Consider the following 24,398-nt stretch of genomic DNA (forward strand, 5'->3'; position numbering starts at 1 on the left):
GAGCGGGCTCTGTCTCTCAGTAGGGCTTGAAGTAGTCGAACGGCTCCAGGCAGTCCAGGCATTTGTGCAGCGCCTTGCAGGCGGTCGAGCTGAAATGCGAGGTCTCGGTCGTGTTTGGAGAGCCGCAATGCGGGCAGGTCGGCGCCGGCGGGCCATCGGATGTGCTCTTTTTAGGAGCAAACCGGATCACGTGGCCGGCCTGCGGCGCAGCGACGGCGTGCGGCGGCGCGATGCCATAGGCGCGCAGCTTGTCGCGGGCCGCGTCGCTGATCCAGTCGGTGGTCCAGGCCGGTGCGAGCTGCGTCGTGATGCGCGCGCTCAGGCCCTCGCGCGCCAGCGTGGCGCGGATGTCGTCGCCGATCTGATCCATGGCGGGGCAGCCGCTGTAGGTGGGCGTGATGACGACCTCCAGGCCGTCGCCGTCCGGGCGCACCTCGCGCAGGATGCCGAGTTCGCGGATCGACACCACGGGGATCTCGGGGTCGGGCACGGCCTCGAGCGCGGCCCAGGCCTGGGCGACGGCGTTCACCACGCGGCCTCCGGGTGCTGGCGCGCCAGGCCCTGCAGCTCGCCCAGCAGGTAGCTCAGGTGCTCGGAGTGCAGGCCTTCCTTGCCGCGCGGCAGGTGGCCGCCCGGCGCGGGCCGCCGCAGCGTGGCCTCGCGCAGCGCCTCGTCCACCGCCTCGTCCCAGGCCGGGCGCAACGCCGCGGCGGCGGCCCCGGCGCCATGGGCGCAGGCCTCGGCTTCGGCCGGCGAGACGGTCCAGAACTCCTGGGTGTAGGGCATCAGGTGGTCGAGCGCGGCCTGCGTGCGCGCGTGCGACTCGGCCGTGCCGTCGCCCAGCCGCACCAGCCAGCCGCGCGCGTGGCGCAGGTGGTAGCGCACTTCCTTGGCCGACTTGGCGGCGATGGCGGCGAGCTGCGGGTCGGCCGAGCGCTGCAGCGCCTCCCACAACTGCACCATCAGCGCGCTGTAGAGGAAGTTGCGCACGATGGTGGTGGCGTAGTCGCGCCCGGTGGCGGCGGTGCCGGCCAGCGGGCCGTGGTGCGGCAGCTCCAGCAGGGTGTAGTTGCGGAATTCGTGCGCGTCGCGGAAGTAGGCGAGGGTGTCCTCGGTCACGGGCTCGGTGGCGCCATCGTTCATCAGCGCGGCGGCGTGCTGGTAGAGCAGGCGGGCCTGGCCGATCAGGTCGAGGCTGATGTTGGCCAGCGCGATGTCCTCTTCCAGCACCGGGCCATGGCCGCACCATTCGGCGTTGCGCTGGCCCAGCACCAGGGCGTTGTCGGCCAGGTGCAGCAGGTAGTCGACGTGCGCGTGCATCACATGTGCCCGATGTCGTCGGGAATCTCGTAGAACGTGGGATGGCGGTAGATCTTGTCGCCCATGGGCTCGAAGAACTCGGCCTTGTCGTCGGGGTCGCTCGCGGTGATGGCGGCCGAGGGCACGACCCACAGGCTCACACCCTCCTGGCGCCGGGTGTAGACGTCGCGCGCCATCTGCAGCGCCTGCTGCGCGTCCACCGCGTGCAGGCTGCCGCAGTGCTTGTGTTCCAGGCCCTGCTTGGATCTTATAAAGACTTCCCAGAGAGGCCATTCGTTCTGCGCGGTGCTCATGCGGCCTCCTTCAGGGTGCGTGTCCGTTGCTTGGCGGCGTGGGCCAGCGCGGCGTCGCGCACCCATTGGCCGTCCTCGTGCGCCTTGACGCGGGTGGCCAGGCGCTCCTTGTTGCAGGGGCCGTTGCCGTTGACGGTGGCCCAGAACTCGTCCCAGTCGATCGCGCCATAGTCGTGGCGCTGCGTGGCCTCGTTCCACTTCAGCTCGGGGTCGGGCAGGGTCACGCCGAGGATCTTCGCCTGCGGCACCGTGGCGTCCACGAATTTCTGGCGCAGCTCGTCGTTGGAGATGCGCTTGATGCCCCAGCGCATGCCCTGCGCGCTGTTGGGGCTGTCGGCGTCGGGCGGGCCGAACATCGCCAGTACCGGCCACCACCAGCGGTTCACCGCGTCCTGCACCATCTCGCGCTGCGCCGCCGTGCCCTGCATCTGCGCCATCAGGCTCTCGAAGCCCTGGCGCTGGTGGAAGCTCTCCTCCTTGCAGATGCGGATCATGGCGCGCGCATAGGGGCCGTAGGAGCAGCGGCAGATCGGTACCTGGTTCATGATGGCCGCGCCGTCCACCAGCCAGCCGATCACGCCCACGTCGGCCCAGGTGAGGGTGGGGTAGTTGAAGATCGAGCTGTACTTGGCCTTGCCCGCATGCAGCGCATCGAGCATCTGGTCGCGGCTGGTGCCCAGGGTCTCGGCCGCGCTGTAGAGGTACAGGCCGTGGCCGCCCTCGTCCTGCACCTTGGCCAGCAGGATGGCCTTGCGCTTGAGGCTGGGGGCGCGGCTGATCCAGTTGCCCTCGGGCAGCATGCCCACGATCTCGCTGTGCGCGTGCTGGCTGATCTGGCGCACCAGCGTCCTGCGGTAGGCCTCGGGCATCCAGTCGCGCGGCTCGATCTTGCGGTCGGCGTCGATCGCGGCGTCAAAGCGCGCCTGCAGCGCGGCGGTCTCCGCGCTCACAGGCTCGGGAACGGGCCGCAGCCCGCTCGGGGCGGTAGCGGAAGACGGGTCCGGAATATCGAGCGACTGCGTATACATGCGTGAGTCTCCGCGCCGCAAGGAGGGCGGCTTGGGTGGCAGTATACCAATTAACCGACCAATTGGTCGGTTAATTGGCGCCTCAGCTTTCCAGCGTGAAGGACGCCCGTTTGTCGCGGCCCAGCAGTTTCTTGAGCTGCGGCAGCGCTTCGGCCAGGCCGGCCTTGAGGGTGTGGGGCGGGTTGATGATGAAAACACCGCTGGCGGTGAGCCCCGGACGCGGCGCCTGCTCGCCGGGCAAGGTCACGCGGTCCATCTCGGGCCCCTGGCCGATACTGAGAACGGCATGCAGCCAGGGCTTGCCTGCCTGGCGGGCCAGGGTCTTGAGGCGGCGAGGCAGCTCATGCGCCTCCGGGCGCGGAATGACCGGGTACCAGACCATGTAGGCTCCCGTGGGAAAGCGCACCAGGCATTCTTGTATGCAGGCGCTTACTTTTATGTAGTCGCTCTTTATTTCGTAGCTGGGATCCATCAGCACCAGGGCCCGCCGGGACGGCGGCGGCAAAAAGGGGCGCAGGCCCTCGAAGCCGTCTTCGCGCGACACGGCAACCTGGCGGCCCGCTTCCAGCTGGGCGATATTGGCGGCCAGCGTCTTGCTGTCGGTCGGATGCAGTTCAAAGAGCTTGAGCTTGTCGCGCGCTTCCTCGCGTAGCAGGCGCTGGGCCACAAAGGGCGAGCCGGGGTAGACGGTCAATCGGCCGGGCTTGTTGAACTCCGCAATCAAGGCGAGGTAGTCCTGGATCAGCGGGGATAGCGGGGTTGCCGGTGTGCCGGCCGCCAGAGCGAACAGTTTGAGCACGCCATCCACGGCTTCTGCGCCCTTGGTGGCGTAATCGCCGTCGAGCCGGTAGAGGCCGGCGCCGGCATGGGTGTCCAGCACCGTCAGGGCTGCATCTTTTTGCAGCATGTGGCGCAGGACGGCAATCAGCGTCATGTGCTTGAGCACGTCGGCGTGGTTGCCCGCGTGAAAGGCGTGGCGGTAGGAAAACATGGCTCGATTATCGGCGCTGGGCGTACAAACCCCAGTGTCGGGCTTCTGGCGCTGAATTAAGCTTTAAGTTCTAGATGTTGACTTGGTTTTTTACCCCTCTCGACAGGAGCTCCCCATGACGCTGATCCCCCACTGCCGCTTGGCAGCCCTGAGTGCCTGCTTGACGCTGGTGCCGCTTGCCGCGCTGGCCCAGGCGCCGGCCCCCGATTTCCAGCCGCGCAAGGAAATCAGCCGCGTCGACCTCAGCGGCGCGCCGGGCATGGAGGTGGTGAGCTCCGTGAGCGAGTACAAAACAGGCGAAGTGCTGGGCCGGCACATCCACCACGGCGTGGAGGCGGCCTATGTGATCCAGGGCACGACGGTGCAAGTGCCCGGCAAGGAGCCCATGACCCTGGTCGCCGGCTCGCCCGTGCTCAACCTGCGCGACGTCATGCACGGCGGCTACAAGATCGTGGGCGAGCAGTCGCTCAAGCTGTTCACCGTGCACATCGTCGACAAGGGCAAGCCGCTGTACGACTGGGACAAATAAGTCCTCGTGGGGCCTCGTTTGACGACGCGGGAGCAAGTTTCATATAATTGAAGGCTTCGCAGCGTTTTTGGCCCCGCGGCGAAGGCATCCGCAAGGGTGCAACCCCACCTAAGAGATTCCCGCCAGAGGAACACCGACCGTGGAAAAGGGCCTCCAAACCAACTCGTAAAAGAGAACTCATGAAAACGTTCAGCGCCAAACCCGCTGACGTGACGCACGAGTGGTTTGTGATTGACGCGACCGACAAGGTCCTCGGACGAGTAGCCAGCGAAGTTGCTCTCCGTTTGCGCGGCAAACACAAGGCCATTTACACGCCTCACGTCGATACCGGTGACTTCATCGTCATCATCAACGCAGCCCAGCTGCGCGTCACCGGCGCCAAGCCGCTCGACAAGATGTACTACCGCCACTCGGGCTACCCGGGCGGCATCAGTGCCACCAACTTCCGCGACATGCAGGCCCAGCACCCCGGCCGCGCGCTCGAGAAGGCCGTCAAGGGCATGCTGCCCAAGGGCCCGCTCGGCTACGCCATGATCAAGAAACTCAAGGTATACGGCGGTGCCGAGCATCCGCATACCGCCCAACAGCCCAAAGTGCTGGAAATCTAAGGAGCCTTGAGATGATTGGTGAATGGAACAATGGCACCGGCCGTCGCAAATCCAGCGTCGCCCGCGTGTTTCTGAAAAAAGGCACCGGCAAGATCACGATCAACGGCAAGGACATCCAGTCCTACTTCGGCCGCGAAACCTCGATCATGATCGCCAAGCAGCCCCTGCTGCTGACCAACCACGCCGAAACCTTCGACATCCTGGTCAATGTGGCCGGTGGTGGCGAATCGGGCCAGGCCGGCGCCACGCGCCACGGCATCACCCGTGCCCTGATCGACTACGACGCAACGCTCAAGCCGGCCCTGAGCCAGGCCGGCTTCGTGACGCGCGACGCGCGCGAAGTCGAGCGCAAGAAGGTCGGCCTGCACTCCGCACGCCGCCGCAAGCAGTTCTCCAAGCGTTAAGCACGGCGACAGCCTTCCGAACAACCGCCAGCGCGAAAGCCCTGGCGGTTTTTTTCATGCCTGAGAGCCGCGCATGACCCGGAGCGCGTGCCTTTTTCCAGCGGGGGCGCCGCGGAACTGGCTCCGCCAGGCCGCTGGCGTCGCCCCCTTCCCTGAAGGGGGGAGGCGGAGCGCGCAGCGCGAAGCCTGGGGGTTTCCTTTGTTAGACTCCCCGCTCCATGCGATTTCGCCTGCTCCGCCGCCGCCTGACCATCAGCGCCCCGCGCATGGCCGTGCGCAGCGCGCTGCCCTGGCCGGTGCGCTGGATCGTGGCCGCCATCGTGCTGGGCTTCAGCGCGGCGGTGGCGCTGTGGGCTTTTGAATTCGGCAAGAGCATCGCGGGCCTCGACGTCAACGCCAAGGAAGAACTCGTCAAATTGCGCACCGAGGTGGCCGAGCTGCGCGAGGCGCGCGACAAGGCGCAGTCGGTGGCCAACACCTCCGGCAGCCTGCTGACCACCGAGAAGGCGGCGCAGGAGCGGCTGGCGGCGCAGATCCGCCAGCTCGAGGCCGACAACCGGGCCCTGCGCGACGATCTCGGCTTCTTCGAGAAGCTCATTCCATCGAGCGGCGAAGGCCTGGCGATCCGCAGCCTGCAGGCCGAGGTGATGGGCGGGGGCGCCGGGTCCCAGATGAAATGGCAGGTGCTGGTGATCCAGCCGGGCCGCAACGTGGCGGAGTTCAATGGCCGGCTGGACCTGGTGCTGACCGGCCTCCAGGATGGCAAGCCCTGGACCATGTCGCTGCCCGGCGGCCCGCAGGCGCTGCAGTTCAGGCAATACCGCCGCGTGGAGGGGGTGATCGACCTGCCGCCGCAGGCCGTGGTAAAAAGCGTGTCCGCCAAGGTGATGGAGGGTGCCGCCACCCGCGCGGTCCAGGGCATCAAGCTGTGACACAACCCTATCGTTGAGGAGTGACCGATGTTTGGCAAGAAAAAACAACCCCCGATCAAGAGCCTGATTGCACAGGGCAGCCGGATCGAGGGTAATTTCACGTTCACCGACGGCCTGCGCGTGGACGGCGAAGTGGTCGGCGACATTCACGCCAACCCCCAGGGCGCCAGCATCCTGGTGATCTCGGAGTCGGCCAGCGCCAGCGGCGAGATCCACGCCGATCACGTCATCATCAACGGCACGGTGCGCGGTCCGGTCCATGCCTTCGAACTGCTCGAATTGCAGCCCAAGGCCCGGATCGAGGGCGATGTGCACTACAAGGCGCTGGAAATGCACCAGGGGGCCGTGATCTCCGGCCAGCTCCGCCCCATGGGCGAGGGCGAGGAAAAGCCCACACTCAAGCTGGCGGCAAACAATGGCTAGGCGCGATTCCCGAGCGAATTGAAGTAGTATTTGGCCCAAGTCCCCACCGGAGCCCCCCATGAGCGCACTCGCCGACAACATCCAGACCGACATGCCCGCCCCCATCGTCTTCACCGACAGCGCGGCCGCCAAGGTGGCCGACCTGATCGCCGAGGAAGGCAATCCCGATCTCAAGCTGCGCGTGTTCGTGCAGGGCGGCGGCTGCTCCGGCTTCCAGTACGGCTTCACCTTCGACGAAATCACCAACGACGACGACACCACCATGACCAAGAATGGCGTGTCGCTGCTGATCGACGCGATGAGCTACCAGTACCTGGTCGGCGCCGAGATCGACTACAAGGAAGACCTGCAGGGCGCGCAGTTCGTGATCAAGAATCCGAACGCCACCTCCACCTGCGGTTGCGGCTCCAGCTTCTCTGCGTGAGCCCGCGCCGCCGCTGCGCCACGAGCCGCCTTCGGGCGGCTTTTTCTTTTTGCCGGGGAGCCGCCTCTTCCCGCCTCAAGCCATGAAACAAGAACAGTCCCTCAAGATCCTGCTGTGGCTGGTGGCCATCGGCTTCTTCATGCAGACGCTGGACGCCACCATCGTCAATACCGCGCTGCCGGCCATGGCCGCCAGCCTCGGCGAAAGCCCGCTGCGCATGCAGTCGGTGGTGGTGGCCTACTCGCTGACCATGGCCATGCTGATCCCGGCCTCGGGCTGGATCGCCGACCGCCTTGGCACGCGCCGCGTCTACATCGGCGCTATCGTGCTGTTCGTCGTCGGCTCCGTGCTGTGCGCGCTGTCGCACAGCCTGACCCAGCTGGTGGCCTCGCGCGTGGTGCAAGGGCTGGGCGGCGCCCTGCTGCTGCCGGTGGGGCGGCTGGCCGTGCTCAAGACCGTTCCGCGCGAGCGTTTCCTGCAGGCCATGAGCTTCGTCGCGATCCCGGGCCTGATCGGGCCGCTGATCGGCCCCACGCTCGGCGGCTGGCTGGTGGAGGTGGCCTCATGGCACTGGATCTTCCTGATCAACGTGCCGGTCGGGTTGGCCGGCTGCGTGGCGACCCTGCGCTACATGCCGGGCCCGCCGAGCATGGCCGTCACGCGCTTCGATCTGGCGGGCTACCTGATGCTGGCCTTCGGCATGGTGGCCCTGTCGCTGGCGCTGGACGGGCTCTCGGGGCTGGGCTTGCGCCAGGCCGGCGTGCTGGTGCTGATGATCTTCGGCCTGGCCAGCCTGGCGGCCTACTGGCTGCACGCCCTGCGCCGGCCCGACCCGCTGTTCTCGCCGCAGCTGTTCACCGTGCCGACATTGCGCATCGGGCTGCTGGGCAACCTGTTCTCGCGCCTGGGCAGCTCGTGCATGCCGTTCCTGATCCCGCTGCTGCTGCAGGTGACGATGGGCTACTCGCCCCTGCAGGCCGGCATGATGATGCTGCCGGTGGCGCTCGCCAGCATGTCCATGAAGCGCCTGACCACACCGCTGATCATGCGCTTCGGCTACCGCCAGGTGCTGGTGGTCAACACCTTGCTGGTGGGGCTGGGCATGGCCAGCTTCGCGCTGGCCTCGCCGGACCAGCCGCTGTGGCTGCGCATCATTCAGCTCGCGGCCTTCGGGGCGGTCAATTCGCTGCAGTTCACGGCCATGAACACCATCACCCTCAAGGACCTGGACCACGGCATGGCCAGCAGCGGCAACAGCCTGCTGTCGATGGTGCAGATGCTGGCCATGGGCATGGGGGTGGCCGCGGCGGGCGCCGTGCTGGCGGCCTTCACCGCCTATTTCGAGCGCGGCGGGCCGACCCAGACGCTGAGCGCCTTCCAGGCCACCTTTGCCTGCATGGGGCTGATCACGATCGCCTCGGCCGCGATCTTCTGGCAGCTCTCGCCGGCCGACCGGGCGGTCACGGCGGCGCGGGAGGCGCCCGACCTGTCCGATTGAGGCCGGCCGGGCCGCCGCTCAGGCCGGGTAGACGGCGCCCAGCACGCGCGGCCCGGCGGCGCCGGTGACGCTGGCCAGATTGCCGCTGGCGTGGCCCAGGGTGCGGTGGGCCAGCCACGCGAAAGCGGCCGCCTCGACCTGCAGGGGCGGCAGTCCATGGGCCTGCGACGACTCGACCGCCACGCCGGGAAGCCCGGCCTGCAGGCGCTGCATCAGGTAGGTGTTGAGCGCGCCGCCGCCGCAGACAATCAGCAGCTGGCTGTCCTTGCCATGGCGCTGGAGGTCGGCCACGCAGGCGCTGGCGGTGAACTCGGCCAGCGTGGCCTGCACATCGGCCGGCGCGGCGGTGCCGAAGCCGGCGAGCCGGGACTGCAGCCAGGACGGGTTGAACAGGTCGCGTCCGGTGCTCTTGGGCGGCGCCTTGGCGAGGAAGGGCTCGGCCAGCAGGGCTTGCAGCAGCGCCGGGATGACTTGGCCGCTGGCAGCCCAGGCGCCGCCAGCATCGAAGGGCTGGCCGGTGTGCTGCTGGCACCAGTGGTCCATCAGCCCGTTGCCGGGGCCGCAGTCGAAGCCGAGCACCGTGCCGTCGGCGCCGAGCACGCTGAGGTTGGAGATGCCGCCCAGGTTGAGCACACCCACCGTCTGGCCGGGCCGGCTGAACACGCCCTGATGGAAGGCCGGGGCCAGCGGCGCGCCCTGGCCGCCGGCTGCCAGGTCGCGGCTGCGGAAATCGGCCACCACGGCGATGCCGGTGAGCTCGGCCAGCAGGGCCGGGTTGTTGAGCTGCAGGGTGTAGCCGGTGCCGTCGAATTCCTGCGGGCGATGCCGCACCGTCTGGCCGTGTGCGCCGATCGCGCGGACCTGGGCGGGGGCTGCGCCGCCGGAGGCCAGCAGCTCCTGCACCACGGCGGCGTAGCTGCGCGCCAGCGCATTGGCGGCCAGCGCCTCGCGGTGCAGCTCGTTGTCGCCGGGGCTGTTGAGGGCCAGCAGTTCTGCTCTCAAATTGATAGCAAACGGAGCCGATGCGTGGCGGACTACCGTGGGTTTCGAGGTAGAAAAGTCGGCCAGGACGCCGTCCACGCCGTCCAGCGAGGTGCCGGACATCAATCCGATGTAAAGCTCAGCCATGCGGCCCATGGTAGCGCATGGGCTGCGCAGCGACTACTGGGCGCTGGCCTGCTGCACGGTGGCTGCCGACGACAGCTGCACGCGCATCGACGCGGCCAGCTTGTCGAAGGCCGGGCGGGCGGCGGCCGAGACCGGCACGGCCTCGGTCTGGCGGGCGATCGTCATCGGATCGCGGTACACGCCGTTGACGCGGAATTCGAAGTGCAGGTGCGGGCCGGTGGCCCAGCCGGTGGAGCCGACGAGGCCCACGATGTCGCCCTGGCTGAGCTGCTGGCCGCGCCGCACGTTGATGCGGCTCAGGTGGGCGTAGGCCGTGCTGTCGGCGCCGCGGTGCTTGACGATGACGATGTTGCCGTAGCCGTTCTGCGTGCCGGCGAATTCCACCACGCCGTCGCCCACGGTGCGCGCGGGGGTGCCCGTGGGGGCGGCGAAGTCCACGCCGGTGTGGGCGCGCCACTTGTTCATGATGGGATGCAGGCGCATCGCAAAGCCGCTGGTGATGCGCGAGAACGCGACCGGCGAGGTCAGGTAGGCGCGGCGCAGGCTCTGGCCGTCCAGCGTGTAGTAGGCGCCCTTCTGGCCGGGCTCCTGGAACCACATGGCCTGGTAGGTCTTGCCGTCGTTCACGAATTCGGCGCTCAGCACGCGGCCGGTGCGCAGCGGCTCGCCGTCGGCTTCCAGCGTCTCATAGACCACCGAGAAGCGGTCGCCCTTGCGCAGCGCGCGGTGGAAGTCGATGTCGCCGGCGAACATTTCGGCCAGCTGCACCGCCACGCCATCGGGAATGCGGGCGTCGTCGGTGGCGGCGAACAGCGAGGAGCGGATGATGCCGCCCGCCAGCCGGCTCGAGGCCGTCAGCGCCGCGGTTTCGATGCGCGAAGCAAAGCCCTGCGGGGTTTTCTCGACCACCAGCCGCTGGAAGTTGCCGCCATCGTCGGGGCTCCAGCGCGCCTGGAGCTTGAGCAGCTCGTTCATGTCGCTGGCTTCCACCGTCACGTTGCGGCCCGCGCGGCCCAGCAGGCCGATGCGGGCGTTGGCATCATTGCGCAGGAAGGCCGCCGCGGCGGCATCGTTCAGGCCAAGCCGCTTGAGCAGGGTGTCGGCCGTGTCGCTGGAGCGGGTGAGGTCCGAGCGAAAGAGGTTGAAGCGGTGCGTGTCGAGCGCTTCGGCCTGCTCGACCAGCGGCAGCGGCTGCACCGCCTCCAGCACCTCGCGCACAGGCAGGTCGGAGGGATCGGGCGCGAAGGACGCCACGGCAAAAGCGCCGCCGCCGCCGCCCAGCAGGAGGGCGGCGACCAGGGCGGTCAGGCGTTTGGGGTGTCGCTGGATCGTGTCGGCAAGCTGGGTCAGCAAAGTCTGCCCAACGGCAATGAAACCGTTTTTCAAAAATCTGTCCCCGGAAAGAGTGAGGTTTTGTCCTACATCGCCGCGGGCAGGTTTCCTGCGGTAAGAGACGCAACCTTCGGCTGCAAAAACCGCGCCACTTAAAATAGGGCGCCGCTGCAAAATGATGGACAGTATATCGGGGCGAGCCACCCCGCCTCCCAAAAAACCCTTATGAATCAAGCTGTTGTTACAAAATTCCCGGTCACGGACTCGGTTCGGCAGGCCCTGGCCGTCTCCCTGCGCGGCTGCGACGAACTGATACCCGAAGACGAGTGGGTCCGCAAGCTGGCCCGTTCCGAGGCCACCGGCGTGCCGCTGCGCATCAAGTTGGGGCTGGACCCGACCGCGCCCGACATCCACGTCGGCCATACGGTGGTGCTCAACAAGATGCGCCAGCTGCAGGACCTGGGGCACCAGGTGATCTTCCTGATCGGCGACTTTACCAGCCTGATCGGCGACCCATCCGGGCGCAACAGCACGCGCCCGCCGCTCACGCATGAGCAGATCCGCGCCAATGCCGAGACCTACTACAAGCAGGCCAGTCTGGTGCTGGACCCCTCGAAAACCGAGATCCGCTACAACAGCGAATGGAGCGATCCGCTGGGCGCGCGCGGCATGATCCAGCTCGCGGCCAAATACACGGTGGCGCGCATGATGGAGCGCGATGACTTCCACAAGCGCTTCACCACCGGCCAGTCGATCAGCGTGCACGAGTTCCTGTACCCGCTGATGCAGGGCTACGACTCGGTGGCGCTCAAGTCCGATCTGGAGCTCGGCGGCACCGACCAGAAGTTCAACCTGCTGGTGGGGCGCCACCTGCAGCAGGAGTACGGCCAGGAGCCGCAATGCATCCTGACCATGCCGCTGCTAGAGGGCCTGGACGGCGTCGAGAAGATGTCCAAGTCCAAGAACAACTACATCGGCATCAGCGAGGACGCCAACACCATGTTCGCCAAGTGCCTGAGCATTTCCGATGTGCTGATGTGGCGCTGGTTCACCCTGCTGTCGTTCAGGAGCGAGGCCGAGATCGCCGCGCTCCGGGCCGAGGTGGAGGGTGGGCGCAACCCCAAGGATGCCAAGGTGATGCTGGCCAAGGAGATCACCGCGCGCTTTCACAGCGCGGCCGCGGCCGATGCCGCCGAGCAGGACTTCATCAACCGCAGCAAGGGCGGCGTGCCCGACGAAATCCCTGAGGTCTCGCTCAGCGGTGCGCCGCTGGGCATTACCGCGCTGCTCAAGGCCGCGGGCCTGGCGCCGTCCGGCAGCGAGGCCAGCCGCCTGATCGACGGCGGCGGCGTGCGGGTGGACTCCAGCGTGGTCAGCGACAAGGGCCTGAAGCTGGCCGCCGGCACCTATGTGGTGCAGGTGGGCAAGCGCAAGTTCGCCCGGGTCACGCTCGCCTGAGCGCTCCGCACGGCTCGCGGCCGTGCGTCGGCTACCTGGCGCCGGCCCGCTCCAGCAGCTCGGCCATCTCCGTGTAGCCGCGCGCTTGCGCCAGCTGCAAGGGCGTGCGGCCCTGCCGGTCGGCCAGCCGCAGGCTGGCACCCGCATCGACCAGCGCGCGCAGCGTGGCCCGATGGCGCGGCCCGCCGTCACCCAGCACGATGGACTCGATCACGGCGGTCCAGTGCAGGTTGTTCACGTGGTCCAGCGGCGCCCCGGCGGCGATCAGCTGCCGCACCACGCCGTCGTGGCCCAGGTGGGCCGCGGCGATCAGCGCGGTGCCGTCGTAGCGGCTGGTGGTCTGCGCGGCGCTGGCGCCGAGCGAGAGCAGCAGGCGCAGGGTGTCCTCGTCGTCGGCGACGGAGGCGATCGTCACCGCGTCGTAGCGGTCGTTGTCCAGCAGGTTGAGGTTGGCCCCGGCCTGGGCCAGCGCGCGGATGGCGTCGCGCTGGCGTGCGAACGCCGCCACGTGCAGCGGCGTGCGGCCGTTGCTGTCGCGGGCATTGAGGTCCGCCCTGGCGGCGGCGAGCTTCGCGATCCGGGGGACATCGCCCTGCCGGGCGGCGGCGTGCAGCCCCTGGTAGTTCGCGGCCTCGGCCGCGCTCGGGGCCACCTGGGCCACGGCGGGCCAGGCCGCCAGGGCGCCGAGCGCGCAGGCCGCGGCCATCACCAGGTGGTGCCGGCGTGAGGGCTGACAGGGTGAGTACATGGCCAGTCTCCGGGGCTTACTTCAGCAGGTCCTTGACCTTGTCGAGCGCGGCGTTCGCGCACTGCTCGTCCAGGTTGCCGCCGGGAGCGCCGCCGACGCCGATCGCGCCGATGACTTCATTGCCGACCTTCACCGGCACGCCGCCGCCGAGCAGCAGGTAGCCGGGGATGTTGACCAGGTTGGCGGCCGCGGGATTCTTCTGGGCGCCTTCCATCATGGCCAGCGTGGTGTTCTTGGCGGAGGCCGAGGTGTAGGCCTTCTGCTGGCTGGCGCCCAGCGTGTGCGGGCCGGCATTGTCGGCCCGCAGCACCGCGCGCACCGTGCCGGCGCGGTCGACCACGGTGGCGGTGACGGCGTAGCCGTTGGCGGCGCAAGCGGCCACCGCGCCGGCGGCGATCTGGCTGGCCAGTTCGAGCGACATGTTCTTTTCGGTGCGCACGGCCTGGGCGCCGGCAGTGACTGCGACGAGGGACAGGGCGAGGGCGGAGGCCTGGATGAGCTTGTGCATGGTGTTCTCCTGGAGCGGATGCGGTTCAATCAACCGTGGGAGAACTTTAGGCCGCCCGCCTTGCCGGCACCATGCGTGTGGTTACGCGCGGGGCTCCGTAGAACTACGGAAGCTTCAGGCGGACGGCGGCTCGTCCACCAGAGCCGCGTACTGCCGGATCAGCTGCGCCAGCGATTCGGCGCCAAGTTTGGCGAACAGGTTGGCGCGGTGGGTTTCCACGGTGCGTGGCGACACCTGCAGGGCGCGGCCGATTTCCTTGTTGGTGAGGCCGGCCACGATCAGGCCCAGCACCTCGCGCTCGCGGGCCGAGAGCTGGGCGTAGCGCTCGCGCGCTTGGCGGTCGGCCTGGTTCCGCTGCCGCGACTGCACATGCTGGCGCACGGCGCCTTGCAGCGCCTCCAGCAACTGCTCGTCATCGACTGGCTTCTCCAGAAATTCCACCGCACCGGCCTTGAAGGCGCGCCGGCACATCTCGACCGTGCCATGCCCGCTGAGCATGATGACCGGCTGGTCCACGCCTTGCGACACCAGCGTGTCGAGCACCGCGAGGCCGCTGATGCCGGGCATGCGCACGTCCAGCAGGATAGCGCCGACGCTCTGGCGGTCGAAGTCCTGCAAAAAAAGCTGCGGGTTGGCCCAGGCCTGCACGCGCAGGCCCACGGTGCCGATCAGCAGCGCCAGGCTGCTGCGCACGGCCTCGTCGTCGTCGATCAGGTGGACCACCGGGGACAGCGAGGCGCTCATGAGGCGCCCTCCGCCACGGCGGCGGCCAGGGGCAGGGACAGGCGGAAGACCGCGCCGCGAGGCGCGTTGTGGGCCGCCATCAGGCTGCCGCCCATGCCGGCGGCCAGGGTTTCGCACAGGCTCAGGCCGAGGCCCAGGCCGCCCTCGCGCGTGGTGAAGAAGGGCTCGAACAGGCGCGGCAGCACGTCCGGGGCGATGCCGGGGCCGCTGTCGCTGACGGTCAGCACACCCAGGCCGTCTTCGGCGCTGAGCGCCACGCCGAGGTGGCGCTCCAGGGCCGGCACCTGGTCGAGCGCCTGCAGGGCATTCATCAGCAGGTTGTGGATGATCTGCTCCAGCGCCACGGGCTCGGCCAGCACGGTCACGGGCGTGGCCGCCTGCTCCACCTCGGGCGCCACGTCGCGGCGCCGGCATTCGGGTTCGAGCAGATAGAGGGCGTTGCGCACCGCGTCGTGCAGGTTCACCGCCTGGACCTGGGTGGCGAGGTCGGGCCGCTCCACCGCGCGCCGCAGCCGGGCCACCACTTCCGAGGCGCGGCGCGCCTGCTCCACGGCCTGCGCCATCGCGCTGCGGGCGGTGTCCAGTTCGGGCGGATCGTCGCCCAGTAGGCGGCCGGCCGCCTGGGTGTTGGCCAGCACGGCGGTCAGGGGCTGGTTCAGCTCATGCGCCATGCCGGCTGCCAGTTCGCCCAGGGCATTGAGCCGCGCCACCTGGCCCAGGCGCAGCAGTTCCTCGGCCCGGCGGCGCTCCTGGCGCTGGCGCTGCAGTCCCTGCAGCGCGGCCAGCACGGCGGCCACCAGCGCGGCCCAGCCCAGCATCCAGCCCCAGGGCAGTTCGCCCCAGCCCACCTGGCGCACGGCCACCACATCGAAGGGCTGGCTGTCGGCCGCCAGGTGCTTGTGGAATTCATGGCGCCAGCCGCCGCCCTGGAGGCGGCCCGGCTGCAGCACGAAGGTCTGGCTGGCGTAGTCCAGCGTCACGCGCACCGGGCTGGTTTCGGGCGCCATCGGCCATTCGCTCCAGGGCACCGTGGCCCGCAGGTCCACCAGCAGCGCATAGCTCGCCGGCTCGGCCGCCAGCACCAGCTGGTAGCGGCCCTGGGCGAGATCGGTGCCGGCCAGCACCGGGCGGCGCAGCGCCCGCGACAGCGCCTCGGCCGTCTCCAGGCGCGCATCGAGCCAGGAGGTATCGCGGTCGCGCCGCTGCACGCTCAGGATCTGCGGGTAGACCGAGGGCAGGCGCTGCTCGGGCTGGGACGCGTCGCCGGCCGGCTGCAGCAGCGCCAGCGTGGCCAGCACCGCGTCGTGCTGCACCACGCGCTGGCTCAGCAGCCGGTGGGCGATGCGCGCGTCGGTCTCGAAGGCGTCCTGCAGCCGCGACAGTTCCAGGCGCGCCAGCAGCACGCCACCCAGGAGGGTGAGGGCGCACCATGCCAGGATCCACGGGGCGCGGCGTTGCAGGGCGGGCAGCATGCGCGCATTGTGCATGACGGGCCGCCTCGCCGGCACCCGCCGGCCCATCGTTCACAATCCCGGCATGACGTCCCCCGCGCTTTCACGCTTTCTGACGCCGCGGCGCCTGCTCTGGGCTTCGGTGGTGGTGGCGCTCGTCACCATCGTGATGAAGACGCTGGCCTGGTACATCACCGGCTCCGTGGGGCTGTTGTCGGATGCGATGGAGTCCTTCGTCAACCTTGCCAGCGCCGTGTTCGCGCTGCTGATGGTGACCATCGCGCAGCGCCCTCCCGACGAGGAGCACCCCTATGGCCACCACAAGGCCGAGTATTTCTCGTCGGGCTTCGAGGGCATCCTGATCATCGGCGCGGCCGGCGGCATCATCTGGGCGGCCGGCCACCGGCTGTTCGCCCCGCAGCCGCTGAGCTCGGTGGGCTGGGGGCTGGGCCTGTCGGTGGTCAGCTCGGCGCTCAACGGCCTGCTGGCCTGGGTGATGTTCCGCGCAGCCAGGGAGCACCGTTCGATCGCGCTGGAGGCCGATGCCCGGCACCTGGTCACCGACGTCTGGACTTCGGCCGGCGTGGTGGTCGGCATCGGCGCAGTGGTGCTCACGGGCTGGCTCTGGCTCGATGCGCTGGTGGCTATCGGCGTGGCGCTCAACATCCTGTGGGAGGGCGGCCACCTGATGTGGCGCTCCTCGCAGGGGCTGATGGACGAGGCGGTGGAGCCCGAGGTGCTGGACGCCATCCACCAGACGCTGGCCGGTTTCGAGCACCGCCGCGGCGAGATCGCCATCATCCGCTTCGACCACCTGTCCACGCGCCGCGCCGGCCAGCGCCGCTTCGTGGACCTGCACATGCACATGCCCGCGGGCTGGACGCTGGGCCGCGCGGCCGCGCTGCGCACCAGCGTGGAGCAGGCCCTGATGAGCGCGGTGCCGGGGTTGCGCGCCACCATCCAGTTGCTGCCGAGCGACGTGGAGGCGCATTTCGACGACGAGAAGGATCTTCTATGAGGCAATCCCCAGGCTTCGCGCTGCGCGTTCCACCAATCCTTTTCTACTGCGCGACGGGGCGCTCGCTGCATGCGCCGCAGGGGGAGCTGGCCTGATGCTGGCGCTGGTGCAGCGGGTGAGCGAGGCCCGCGTGGTGATCGACGGACAGGTGGCGGGCGAGATCGGCCCCGGCCTGCTGGTGCTGGTGTGCGCCGAGCGCGGCGACGGCAAGGGGCAGGCCGACCGGCTGCTGGCCAAGTTGCTCAAGCTGCGCATCTTCTCCGACGAGGCCGGCAAGATGAACCGCAGCGTGCAGGACACCGGCGGCGGCCTGCTGATCGTGAGCCAGTTCACGCTGGCGGCCGACACCTCGAGCGGCAATCGGCCCAGCTTCACTGGCGCCGCGGCGCCCGGCGAGGGGCGGCGGCTCTACGACCACTTCGTGGCGCAGACCCGTGCCGCGCATCCGGTGGTTGCCACCGGGCGCTTCGCGGCCGACATGAAGGTGCACCTGGTCAATGACGGGCCGGTGACGATTCCGCTGCGGGTGGCCTAGCGGCCGCGGCCCGCACCGCGTCGTCCACGCTCCAGAACAGCGCCACGCCGCCGGGGGCGGCCTCGCCGGCCAGCCCCATGCGCACCAGGGCCGCGCGCGGCCGGTCCTTGACGCGCGCCAGCAGCAGGGACTGGCCCTGGCCGCGCAGGCTGGCGGCGAACTCGGCCAGCGCCTCCACCGCCGTGCTGTCCAGGTCGTCGCAGACCTCCAGGCTCAGCACCACGACCCGCACCTGCGCGGCGTCGGCGCGCCGGTGCACGAGCTGGAACACCTGCTCGGCGTTGGCGAAGAACAGCGGCTCCTCGGGCCGCATGATGAGCGTGCCGGCCACCGTGGCCGCCTCGGGATGGCGTGTGCAATCCAGGTAGTCGCGCGTGCCCGGCAACTGCCCCAGTTCGGCGACCAGCGGCTGCGCGAAGCGCCGGATCGCTAGCAGCAGCGACAGCGCCACGGCCAGCAGCATGCCGAACAGCACGCCGGCCAGCAGCACGCCGGCGGCGGCCGCCAGCGCCAGCCAGGCGTCGCCGCCCAGCCGCAGGCTGGTCAGCAAGGTGCGCGGCCACAGGGCGTGCGAGAGGATGCCCACCACCACGGCGGCCAGCACCGGCACCGGCAGCAGGGCCAGCGCGGGCCGCGCCTGCCACAGCAGCAGCGCCAGCGCCAGCGCGGCGGCCACGCCGGCCCATTTGCTGCGCCCGCCGGCGGCCTGGCTGGCCGAGGCGGCGGACAGGCCTGCGCCCACCGGCAGGCCCTGCACCAGCCCGCAGGCAACGTTGGCCGCGCCCAGCGCCAGCAACTCCCGGTTGGCGTCGACCCGGTCGCCGCCCTGCAGCGCCAGCGAGCGCACCGCGCCCCAGGATTCGGCGAACAGAATCAGCAGCAGCGCGGGCGCGATCTCCATCGCATGCAGCCATTGCGCGCTGCTCAGGGCGGGCCATTGCCAGGCCATCGGCTGCCAGGCGATGTCGCCCACCAGCGCCACGCCGCGCGCGCCCAGGCCAAACGCGGCCGACAGCGCCACGCCCAGCGCCAGCACCAGCAGCGAGGTCGGCACGTACAGCCAGCGCCGCAGGCCGTGCGCCAGCGCCAGCCACAGGGCCAGCGCGCCCAAGCCCAGCGCCAGGCTGGGCAGATGCCAATGCGGCGCCTGCGCCAGCAGATCCCACAGCAGCGGCCCGACCTGCGCGGCATGCACCGGCACGCCCGCGATCGGCGGCAACTGCTTGAGCACGATGGTCAGCGCCAGCGCCCAGGCGAAACCGCGCAGCACCGGGCGCGAGATGAAGGCGCCAAGAAAGCCGGCGCGCAGCGCGGCGGCCGCGAGAAACAGCGCGCCGGTCAGCCCGACCAGCGCGTAGCCCATGGCCGGCCCGCCCAGGCTCAGGGCCGAGGCGAACACCGCCGCCGAGGACGAGGTGGGCGCCACCATGGCGAAGCGGCTGGTGCCGAACCAGGGGTACAGGCACAGGCCGGCCAGGGTGGCCAGCAAGGCGTGCAGCGGCGGCACGCCGGCGATCGCTGCGTAGGCCACGGCCTGGGGCAGCAGCACGCCGGCCACCGAGAGGCCGGCCAGCAGGTCGGGCCACCAGGCACTGCCCCCCGCGGGCGCGGCACCGGCCGGCGGGCGCGAAGGGCTTGCGTCGCTCATGGCACGCGTCGCCGCCGGGTCAGGACGCCAGGGGCGCGGCCTCGCCCGACCAGCCGGGCAGGTGGGCGGCCTCGGTGCTGTGGCACAGCGTCATGGCCTTTTGCAGGGCGGTGTCGGGGTCGCGCTGGATCTGCGCGGTCTTGATGCGGCGGCGGAAGAAGTCGGCCCACAGGAATTCGGCGAACGGTGTCGCGTCCTTGGGAAAGCCGCCGGCATGGCGCACCTCGCCGGCCAGGCTGCGGTAAGGGTCGTCGGTCAGCTTGTCCAGCGCCTTGGGCAGGTCGGCCACGGTGCGGCGGCGGCCCTTGGCATCGTAGGGGTGGACCCACTGGTGGTGGTCCATCACGGTCCAGAACTCGTCCTTGCCGAGCATGCTCAGGTCCTTGAGCAGCACCACGAAGCTCTGGTCCACGCCCTCTTCGAGCAGGGCGCGTCCCAGGTGGTGGTGGTCGACGATGTAGAAGTTGTCGCCCGGGCCGCGCACCGCGGGGAACCAGTGGCTGTCCAGGAACTTCTGGCGTTCGGCCTTGCCCATGCCGCTCCACAGGCCGCGCTTTTGCTCGACCTCGGCGTAGCCCACGGTGATCTGGGTCGGACGCAGCCGGCGCAGGTCGGTCTTGAACAGATGCTGGTGGCGGGTGTGCATGGCGGGCCTCCTGGGAGTGGCAATGAACGGTCCGCCAGTATCCCTCAGTAAGGGTTGCCGTACCCCAGTGCGCCGAGCAGCAGGATTTCCAGCGCCTCCATCTCCAGCGCGTCGCGCTCATGGGTCTCGTGGTCCCAGCCCTGGGCGTGCAGGGTGCCGTGCACCAGCAGGTGGGCGTAGTGGGCTTCCAGCGTCTTGCCCTGCTCGCGGGCCTCGCGCTCGACCACCGGGGCGCACAGCACGAGGTCGGCCATGACCACGGGCTCTTGCGCGTAGTCGAAGGTCAGCACGTTGGTGGCGTAGTCCTTGCCGCGGTACTGCAGGTTGAGCGCGCGGCCCTCGTCCTCGCCGACGATGCGCACGCCGATCTCGCCGGGCGCAGCCAGCGCATGGCCGACCCATGCGGCCACGGTGGCGCGCTTGAGCAGGGCGCGGTGGGCCGGGGCGCCGGGAAAGGCGCCGAATTGCAGTGAAACGGAGTTTTTTTGAGTCATTTAAGCCGGAAGTCCAGGTGGGGTGGACGAAGTGTGCTATCTATTTTGTAGCATCCACCCGCTTGCGCTGGGCGTCGTAGGCATCCACGATGCGCGCCACCAGCGGATGGCGCACCACGTCGGCGCTGGTGAAGCGGGTGTGGGCGATGCCCTTGACGCGTTTGAGCACGCGCTCGGCGTCCACCAGGCCGGAGAGCTGGCCCCTGGGCAGGTCGATCTGGCTCACGTCGCCCGTCACCACGGCCTTGCTGCCGAAGCCGATGCGCGTGAGGAACATCTTCATCTGCTCGGGCGTGGTGTTCTGCGCCTCGTCGAGGATGACGAAGGCGTTGTTCAGCGTGCGCCCGCGCATGAAGGCCAGCGGCGCGATCTCCAGCGCGCTGCGCTCGAACGCCTTGTTGACGCGCTCGACGCCCATCAGGTCGTACAGCGCGTCGTACAGCGGGCGCAGGTAGGGGTCGACCTTCTGGCTCAGGTCGCCGGGCAGGAAGCCGAGCTTCTCGCCGGCTTCCACCGCCGGCCGCGTGAGCACGATGCGCTGCACCGCGCTGCGCTCCAGCGCATCGACCGCGCAAGCCACGGCCAGGTAGGTCTTGCCGGTGCCGGCCGGGCCGATGCCGAAGGTGATGTCGTGGTGGGCGATGTTGTCGAGGTAGACCGACTGGTTGGGCGTGCGCGCGCGCAGGTCGGTGCGGCGGGTGTGCAGCGTCATGCTGCCGTCCTCGGCCTCGCTCATGGCCGCGTCGCCGGCCAGCATCAGCTGCACCTTGGCCGCGTCGATCGGGCGCGCCGCGATTTCGTAGAGCGCCTGCAGCACTTCGAGCGCGCGTTCGGCCCGGGCCTTGGCGCCGTCGACCTTGAACTGCTCGTGGCGGTGGGCGATCCTGACCTGCAGGGCCGCCTCGATGGTGCGCAGGTGCTCGTCCGTGGGCCCGCACAGGTGGCCGAGGCGGGTGTTGTTGGGCGGCGTGAATGAATGTCGCAGAATCAAGGGGATGCGCTTTTGCAGAGTGATCAACGCCCTGATTGTCGGGCCAAACCGCGGCTGGCTGCTGGCGCTGCTGTGTTGGGCCCTGCTGCCCCTGGCCTGGGCCGGCGCGCCGGCGGGGCCGGACGGCATCGCCACGTTCGACCTGGCGCAATTGTCGTGGAGCCCCTCGGCCACGCCGCCCGAGGTGTACGAGGCCGGCACGCAGAGCCTGCCGGCGGACTGGTCGCAGCGGCCGCAGTTCCACGGCCACGCCTGGTACCGCATCACGTTCGACGACCCGGGCCTGAGCCTGCCGGCGGTGTACCTGGAGCGCGCCTGCACCAACGTGGAGGTCTGGATCAACGGCACCCTGCTGGGCAGCGGCGGCCGCATGAGCGAGCCGCTCACGCGCAACTGCTACTACCCGCAGCTGTTCGTGCTGCCCGCGCGGCTGCTGCAGCCCACGGGCAACCGGCTGGACATCCGCCTGGCGGGCTATGCCCAGGGCGAGGTGACGGCGCGCCAGCGCCAGACCGGCCTGTCGCCGGTGCTGCTGGGCCCCGAGGAGCCGCTGCGCGACCGCTACGAGCGTCAGTATTTCTGGAACGTCACCGTGGCCCAGATCATCGGCGCGGGTATGGTGTCGTTCGGCCTGTTCATGCTGGCGCTGAGCCTGATGCGGCCGGCCGAGCGCTACTACCGCTATTTCGGCGCGTTCCAGATCGCCTGGGCCGTGATCGGCATCCGGCTGTACCTGCAGGACAGCCCGCTGCCCGGGGTCTGGACCGAGATCCTCATCACCTCGCTGTTTCCGCCCGCCATCTATGCCGGCGTGCAGTTCCTGCTGCATTACGCGGGCCAGTCCCGGCGCTGGGTCACGGTATTGCTGGCCGCGCAGTGCGTGGTGGTGCCCGCCTGCCTGGTGCTAGGCGGCCCGCAGCGGGTGTTCGGCGTGGCCTCGTTCTGGTACACGGTGGTGGTGGCGGAGTTCATCGCGGCGCTGGCCTGCTTCTGCTGGCAGGCCTGGCGCAGCATGCGCAACGAGCTGTGGCTGATCGGCTCGGCGGTGATGCTGGCCGCGCTGCTGGCCGGCGCCGAGATCGCGATCCAGAACGCCTGGGTCGATCTGCCGCGCGTGCACCTCGTCCATTTCGCGATGCCGGTGATCTTCGTGGCCATCGGCGCGCGGCTGATCCAGCAGTTCGCGGCGGCGCTCGGGCGCTCCGAGCGCGTGGCCCAGGAGCTGGAGCAGCGCGTGGCCGAGAAGTCGGCCGAGATCGAGCGCAACTACGAGCAACTCACGCTGCTGCGCACGGCCCAGGCCGCCCAGGGCGAACGCCAGCGCATCGCCTCCGACCTGCACGACGACCTCGGCGCCAAGCTGCTGACGATCGCGCAGGCCTCCGAGTCCGAGCGCGTGGCCGGCATGGCGCGCCAGGCGCTCGACGAGATGCGCCTGAGCGTGCGCGGCCTGACCGCCGCACCGGCCCGTGCGGCCGACGTGCTGGCCGACTGGCGCGCGGAGACGGTATCGCGGCTGGCGGCGGCCGGCCTGGCCGCGCAGTGGCAGGCCGACGAGCCGCCGCCCGACCTGGTGCTGCCCGCGCGCACCCACGTGCAGCTCACGCGCATCCTGCGCGAGGCCGTGTCCAACGCCATCCGCCACAGCGGCGGGGGCTGCTGCCGCGTGCGCATCGCGCTGCCGCCGGGCGCCCTGCGGCTCGAGGTGGAGGACGACGGACGCGGCCTGCCGCCCGAGGCCACGGCGTCGCTGGGCCACGGCCTGCCCGGCATCGAGCGGCGCGTGCGCACGCTCGAAGGCGTGCACGGCTTCTCCCCCGGCGCCTCGGGCGGCACGCTGCTGCGGGTGCAGGTGCCCCTGGGGCCGGCGCGCACCGGGGCCGCACGGGCCTGAGCGGGTGCCGGCCATCCGCTAACATGGCCTCCCTATGCAACATGCCCTGATCGTGGAGGACCTGCCCGAAATCCGCACCTGGCTCGGCCAGGTGGCGCGGGCGGCGTTTCCCTCGCTGCAGGTGGTGGCGGCCGCGCGGCGCGACCAGGCCCTGGCCTGCATCCACCAGGGCCGTTTCGACCTGGCGCTGATCGACCTGGGCCTGCCCGACGGCAGCGGCATCGACGTGGTGGGCGCGCTGCGCCGGCACCAGCCGCAGGCGCTGCCGGTGGTGGTGACGATCTACGATGACGACGACCACCTGTTCCCCGCGCTGCAGGCCGGCGCCTTCGGCTACCTGCTCAAGGAGCAGCCGCAGGACGCCCTGGTGGCGCAGCTGCTGCGCATGACCCAGGGCGAGCCGCCGCTGTCGCCGCCGATCGCGCGGCGCGTGCTGGCCCATTTCGCCGAGGCCGGGCGGCGCCAGGCCTCGCCGGTCCGGCCGGCCGACGACGAGGTGATGCTGACCGACCGCGAGACCGAGGTGCTGCAGCGCGTGGCCAAGGGCTACACCCTGCCCGAGATCGCGCTGCAGTTCGGCCTGTCCAAGCACACCATCGCCGACTACATCAAGCAGGTCTACCGTAAGCTCGATGTGTCGTCGCGCGCCGAAGCCGCGCTGGAAGCGGCGCGCCGCGGCCTGGTGCAGCCCTGACGCTGCACCCGCTTTTCTTCTCCTTATCACTCCAGGAACCCCATGATCGGACGACTGCAAGGCACGCTGGCCGAAAAGAACCCGCCCCAGGTGCTGCTGGACTGCCACGGCGTCGGCTACGAGGTGGACGTGCCCATGAGCACGTTCTACAACCTGCCCGGGCTGGGCGAGAAGGTCACGCTGCTTACGCACTTCGTGGTGCGCGAGGACGCGCAGATCCTGTACGGCTTCGGCACGGCGGCCGAGCGCGCGGCCTTTCGCCAGCTCATCAAGATCTCGGGCGTGGGCCCGCGCACGGCGCTCAGCGTGCTCAGCGGCATGAGCGTGGGCGAGCTGGCGCAGGTGGTGAGCCTGCAGGAGCCGGGCCGCCTGGTCAAGGTGCCGGGCATCGGCAAGAAGATCGCCGAGCGCCTGCTGCTCGAGCTCAAGGGCAAGCTCGGCGCCGACATCGGCGTGCATGCAGCGGTGACCAGCGATGCGCAGGCCGACATCCTGCAGGCGCTGATGGCGCTGGGCTACAGCGACCGGGAAGCGGCGCAGGCGCTCAAGGCGCTGCCGGCGGACGTGGGCGTGAGCGAAGGCATCAAGCTCGCGCTCAAGGCGTTGGCCAAGTAGCTTCCGCCCAAAAAAAACCGGCAGGCCTCGTGGCGCTGCCGGTG

At 69.7% G+C, this 24,398-nt stretch carries 28 protein-coding genes; 13 read left to right on the forward strand and 15 right to left on the reverse strand.

Annotation, left to right across the window (positions count from 1 at the left end; translation table 11 throughout):
• Positions 1 to 16 precede the first annotated feature (16 nt).
• From paaD to MMF98_RS01075, 5 genes are all read right to left on the reverse strand, one after another.
• Positions 17 to 532 (reverse strand): 1,2-phenylacetyl-CoA epoxidase subunit PaaD, encoded by a 516-nt coding sequence (gene paaD, locus MMF98_RS01055; protein ID WP_243303274.1) that lies wholly within the window; start codon positions 530 to 532, stop codon positions 17 to 19.
• Entirely contained in the window at positions 526 to 1,320 is a 795-nt protein-coding gene (gene paaC / locus MMF98_RS01060; protein WP_243303281.1) for a 1,2-phenylacetyl-CoA epoxidase subunit PaaC, read from the reverse strand. The genes paaD and paaC overlap by 7 nt, the downstream gene beginning before the upstream one ends.
• Positions 1,320 to 1,613, reverse strand: coding sequence for a 1,2-phenylacetyl-CoA epoxidase subunit PaaB (gene paaB, locus MMF98_RS01065; protein WP_243303282.1), 294 nt, complete (start codon positions 1,611 to 1,613; stop codon positions 1,320 to 1,322). Before paaB ends, paaC begins: the two co-directional genes overlap by 1 nt.
• Positions 1,610 to 2,641, reverse strand: coding sequence for a 1,2-phenylacetyl-CoA epoxidase subunit PaaA (gene paaA, locus MMF98_RS01070; RefSeq protein ID WP_243303286.1), 1,032 nt, complete (start codon positions 2,639 to 2,641; stop codon positions 1,610 to 1,612). The genes paaB and paaA overlap by 4 nt, the downstream gene beginning before the upstream one ends.
• A gap of 82 nt (positions 2,642 to 2,723) precedes the next feature.
• Positions 2,724 to 3,632: a 23S rRNA (adenine(2030)-N(6))-methyltransferase RlmJ gene (locus tag MMF98_RS01075; protein WP_243303288.1), complete on the reverse strand. Its 909-nt coding sequence runs from the start codon at positions 3,630 to 3,632 to the stop codon at positions 2,724 to 2,726.
• 115 nt (positions 3,633 to 3,747) lie between these two features.
• Between MMF98_RS01075 and MMF98_RS01080 the strand changes: the two genes are divergently transcribed.
• From MMF98_RS01080 to mdtD, 7 genes are all read left to right on the forward strand, one after another.
• Positions 3,748 to 4,161: a cupin domain-containing protein gene (locus MMF98_RS01080; RefSeq protein WP_243303290.1), complete on the forward strand. Its 414-nt coding sequence runs from the start codon at positions 3,748 to 3,750 to the stop codon at positions 4,159 to 4,161.
• A gap of 179 nt (positions 4,162 to 4,340) precedes the next feature.
• Complete coding sequence (gene rplM / locus MMF98_RS01085; RefSeq protein ID WP_243303293.1) at positions 4,341 to 4,769, forward strand: 50S ribosomal protein L13; 429 nt, start codon at positions 4,341 to 4,343, stop codon at positions 4,767 to 4,769.
• Positions 4,770 to 4,780: 11 nt separating this feature from the next.
• Positions 4,781 to 5,173, forward strand: a complete 393-nt coding sequence (gene rpsI / locus MMF98_RS01090; protein ID WP_243303301.1) for a 30S ribosomal protein S9 — start codon at positions 4,781 to 4,783, stop codon at positions 5,171 to 5,173.
• Between the two features lie 218 nt (positions 5,174 to 5,391).
• Entirely contained in the window at positions 5,392 to 6,105 is a 714-nt protein-coding gene (locus tag MMF98_RS01095) for a DUF6776 family protein (protein WP_243303304.1), read from the forward strand.
• Between the two features lie 27 nt (positions 6,106 to 6,132).
• Positions 6,133 to 6,528, forward strand: coding sequence for a bactofilin family protein (locus tag MMF98_RS01100; RefSeq protein WP_243303306.1), 396 nt, complete (start codon positions 6,133 to 6,135; stop codon positions 6,526 to 6,528).
• 58 nt (positions 6,529 to 6,586) lie between these two features.
• Entirely contained in the window at positions 6,587 to 6,952 is a 366-nt protein-coding gene (erpA, locus tag MMF98_RS01105; RefSeq protein WP_243303307.1) for an iron-sulfur cluster insertion protein ErpA, read from the forward strand.
• Positions 6,953 to 7,034: 82 nt separating this feature from the next.
• Complete coding sequence (gene mdtD, locus MMF98_RS01110) at positions 7,035 to 8,450, forward strand: multidrug transporter subunit MdtD (protein ID WP_243303310.1); 1,416 nt, start codon at positions 7,035 to 7,037, stop codon at positions 8,448 to 8,450.
• Positions 8,451 to 8,468: 18 nt separating this feature from the next.
• Here the strand turns inward: mdtD and MMF98_RS01115 are convergent, their stop codons facing one another.
• Together MMF98_RS01115 and MMF98_RS01120 are read right to left on the reverse strand one after the other, a co-directional pair.
• The gene (locus MMF98_RS01115; protein ID WP_243303312.1) at positions 8,469 to 9,578 is read right to left on the reverse strand and encodes an anhydro-N-acetylmuramic acid kinase; all 1,110 of its coding nucleotides are present in this window, start codon (positions 9,576 to 9,578) and stop codon (positions 8,469 to 8,471) included.
• Between the two features lie 33 nt (positions 9,579 to 9,611).
• Entirely contained in the window at positions 9,612 to 10,964 is a 1,353-nt protein-coding gene (locus MMF98_RS01120; RefSeq protein ID WP_423837542.1) for a peptidoglycan DD-metalloendopeptidase family protein, read from the reverse strand.
• Positions 10,965 to 11,135: 171 nt separating this feature from the next.
• Here MMF98_RS01120 and tyrS point away from each other — a divergent pair, with 171 nt between their 5' ends.
• Positions 11,136 to 12,368, forward strand: coding sequence for a tyrosine--tRNA ligase (gene tyrS / locus MMF98_RS01125; protein WP_243303315.1), 1,233 nt, complete (start codon positions 11,136 to 11,138; stop codon positions 12,366 to 12,368).
• A 31-nt stretch (positions 12,369 to 12,399) separates the two neighbouring features.
• Here tyrS and MMF98_RS01130 read toward each other — a convergent pair whose 3' ends face one another.
• The 4 genes from MMF98_RS01130 to MMF98_RS01145 form a co-directional block, all read right to left on the reverse strand.
• Entirely contained in the window at positions 12,400 to 13,116 is a 717-nt protein-coding gene (locus MMF98_RS01130; RefSeq protein ID WP_423837543.1) for an ankyrin repeat domain-containing protein, read from the reverse strand.
• Between the two features lie 16 nt (positions 13,117 to 13,132).
• Complete coding sequence (locus MMF98_RS01135; RefSeq protein WP_243303316.1) at positions 13,133 to 13,624, reverse strand: GlcG/HbpS family heme-binding protein; 492 nt, start codon at positions 13,622 to 13,624, stop codon at positions 13,133 to 13,135.
• Positions 13,625 to 13,738: 114 nt separating this feature from the next.
• On the reverse strand, positions 13,739 to 14,368 hold the full coding sequence (locus tag MMF98_RS01140) for a response regulator transcription factor (RefSeq protein WP_243303318.1): 630 nt from the start codon (positions 14,366 to 14,368) through the stop codon (positions 13,739 to 13,741).
• Positions 14,365 to 15,840 (reverse strand): sensor histidine kinase, encoded by a 1,476-nt coding sequence (locus MMF98_RS01145; protein WP_243303320.1) that lies wholly within the window; start codon positions 15,838 to 15,840, stop codon positions 14,365 to 14,367. The genes MMF98_RS01140 and MMF98_RS01145 overlap by 4 nt, the downstream gene beginning before the upstream one ends.
• Before the next feature lie 64 nt (positions 15,841 to 15,904).
• Here MMF98_RS01145 and MMF98_RS01150 point away from each other — a divergent pair, with 64 nt between their 5' ends.
• On the forward strand, positions 15,905 to 16,837 hold the full coding sequence (locus MMF98_RS01150; protein ID WP_243303321.1) for a cation diffusion facilitator family transporter: 933 nt from the start codon (positions 15,905 to 15,907) through the stop codon (positions 16,835 to 16,837).
• 94 nt (positions 16,838 to 16,931) lie between these two features.
• Entirely contained in the window at positions 16,932 to 17,372 is a 441-nt protein-coding gene (gene dtd / locus MMF98_RS01155; RefSeq protein WP_243303323.1) for a D-aminoacyl-tRNA deacylase, read from the forward strand.
• Here dtd and MMF98_RS01160 read toward each other — a convergent pair.
• Genes MMF98_RS01160 through MMF98_RS01175 form a run of 4 tightly spaced genes read right to left on the reverse strand, consistent with a single transcriptional unit; the run spans position 17,332 to position 21,151 of the window.
• On the reverse strand, positions 17,332 to 19,020 hold the full coding sequence (locus tag MMF98_RS01160; RefSeq protein ID WP_243303325.1) for a SulP family inorganic anion transporter: 1,689 nt from the start codon (positions 19,018 to 19,020) through the stop codon (positions 17,332 to 17,334). The two genes, dtd and MMF98_RS01160, sit on opposite strands and share 41 nt — an antisense overlap.
• A gap of 19 nt (positions 19,021 to 19,039) precedes the next feature.
• A complete protein-coding gene (locus tag MMF98_RS01165; RefSeq protein WP_243303326.1) occupies positions 19,040 to 19,666 on the reverse strand; it encodes a ParB-like protein in 627 nt (208 codons plus the stop codon).
• Between the two features lie 44 nt (positions 19,667 to 19,710).
• Positions 19,711 to 20,160 carry an rRNA maturation RNase YbeY gene (gene ybeY / locus MMF98_RS01170; protein ID WP_243303332.1) on the reverse strand — a complete coding sequence of 150 codons (450 nt, stop codon included), beginning with the start codon at positions 20,158 to 20,160 and terminating at the stop codon, positions 19,711 to 19,713.
• A gap of 40 nt (positions 20,161 to 20,200) precedes the next feature.
• Positions 20,201 to 21,151 carry a PhoH family protein gene (locus tag MMF98_RS01175; RefSeq protein WP_243303334.1) on the reverse strand — a complete coding sequence of 317 codons (951 nt, stop codon included), beginning with the start codon at positions 21,149 to 21,151 and terminating at the stop codon, positions 20,201 to 20,203.
• Positions 21,152 to 21,155: 4 nt separating this feature from the next.
• On the opposite strand from MMF98_RS01175, the gene MMF98_RS01180 reads away from it, so the two are divergent.
• Genes MMF98_RS01180 through ruvA form a run of 3 tightly spaced genes read left to right on the forward strand, consistent with a single transcriptional unit; the run spans position 21,156 to position 24,354 of the window.
• Positions 21,156 to 23,045 (forward strand): sensor histidine kinase, encoded by a 1,890-nt coding sequence (locus MMF98_RS01180; protein ID WP_243303340.1) that lies wholly within the window; start codon positions 21,156 to 21,158, stop codon positions 23,043 to 23,045.
• 34 nt (positions 23,046 to 23,079) lie between these two features.
• On the forward strand, positions 23,080 to 23,739 hold the full coding sequence (locus MMF98_RS01185) for a response regulator (RefSeq protein ID WP_243303342.1): 660 nt from the start codon (positions 23,080 to 23,082) through the stop codon (positions 23,737 to 23,739).
• 42 nt (positions 23,740 to 23,781) lie between these two features.
• The gene (gene ruvA / locus MMF98_RS01190; RefSeq protein WP_243303348.1) at positions 23,782 to 24,354 is read left to right on the forward strand and encodes a Holliday junction branch migration protein RuvA; all 573 of its coding nucleotides are present in this window, start codon (positions 23,782 to 23,784) and stop codon (positions 24,352 to 24,354) included.
• Positions 24,355 to 24,398: the final 44 nt, after the last annotated feature.

Source organism: Variovorax terrae, assembly GCF_022809125.1.
Classification (GTDB): Bacteria; Pseudomonadota; Gammaproteobacteria; order Burkholderiales; family Burkholderiaceae_C; genus Variovorax_A; species Variovorax_A terrae.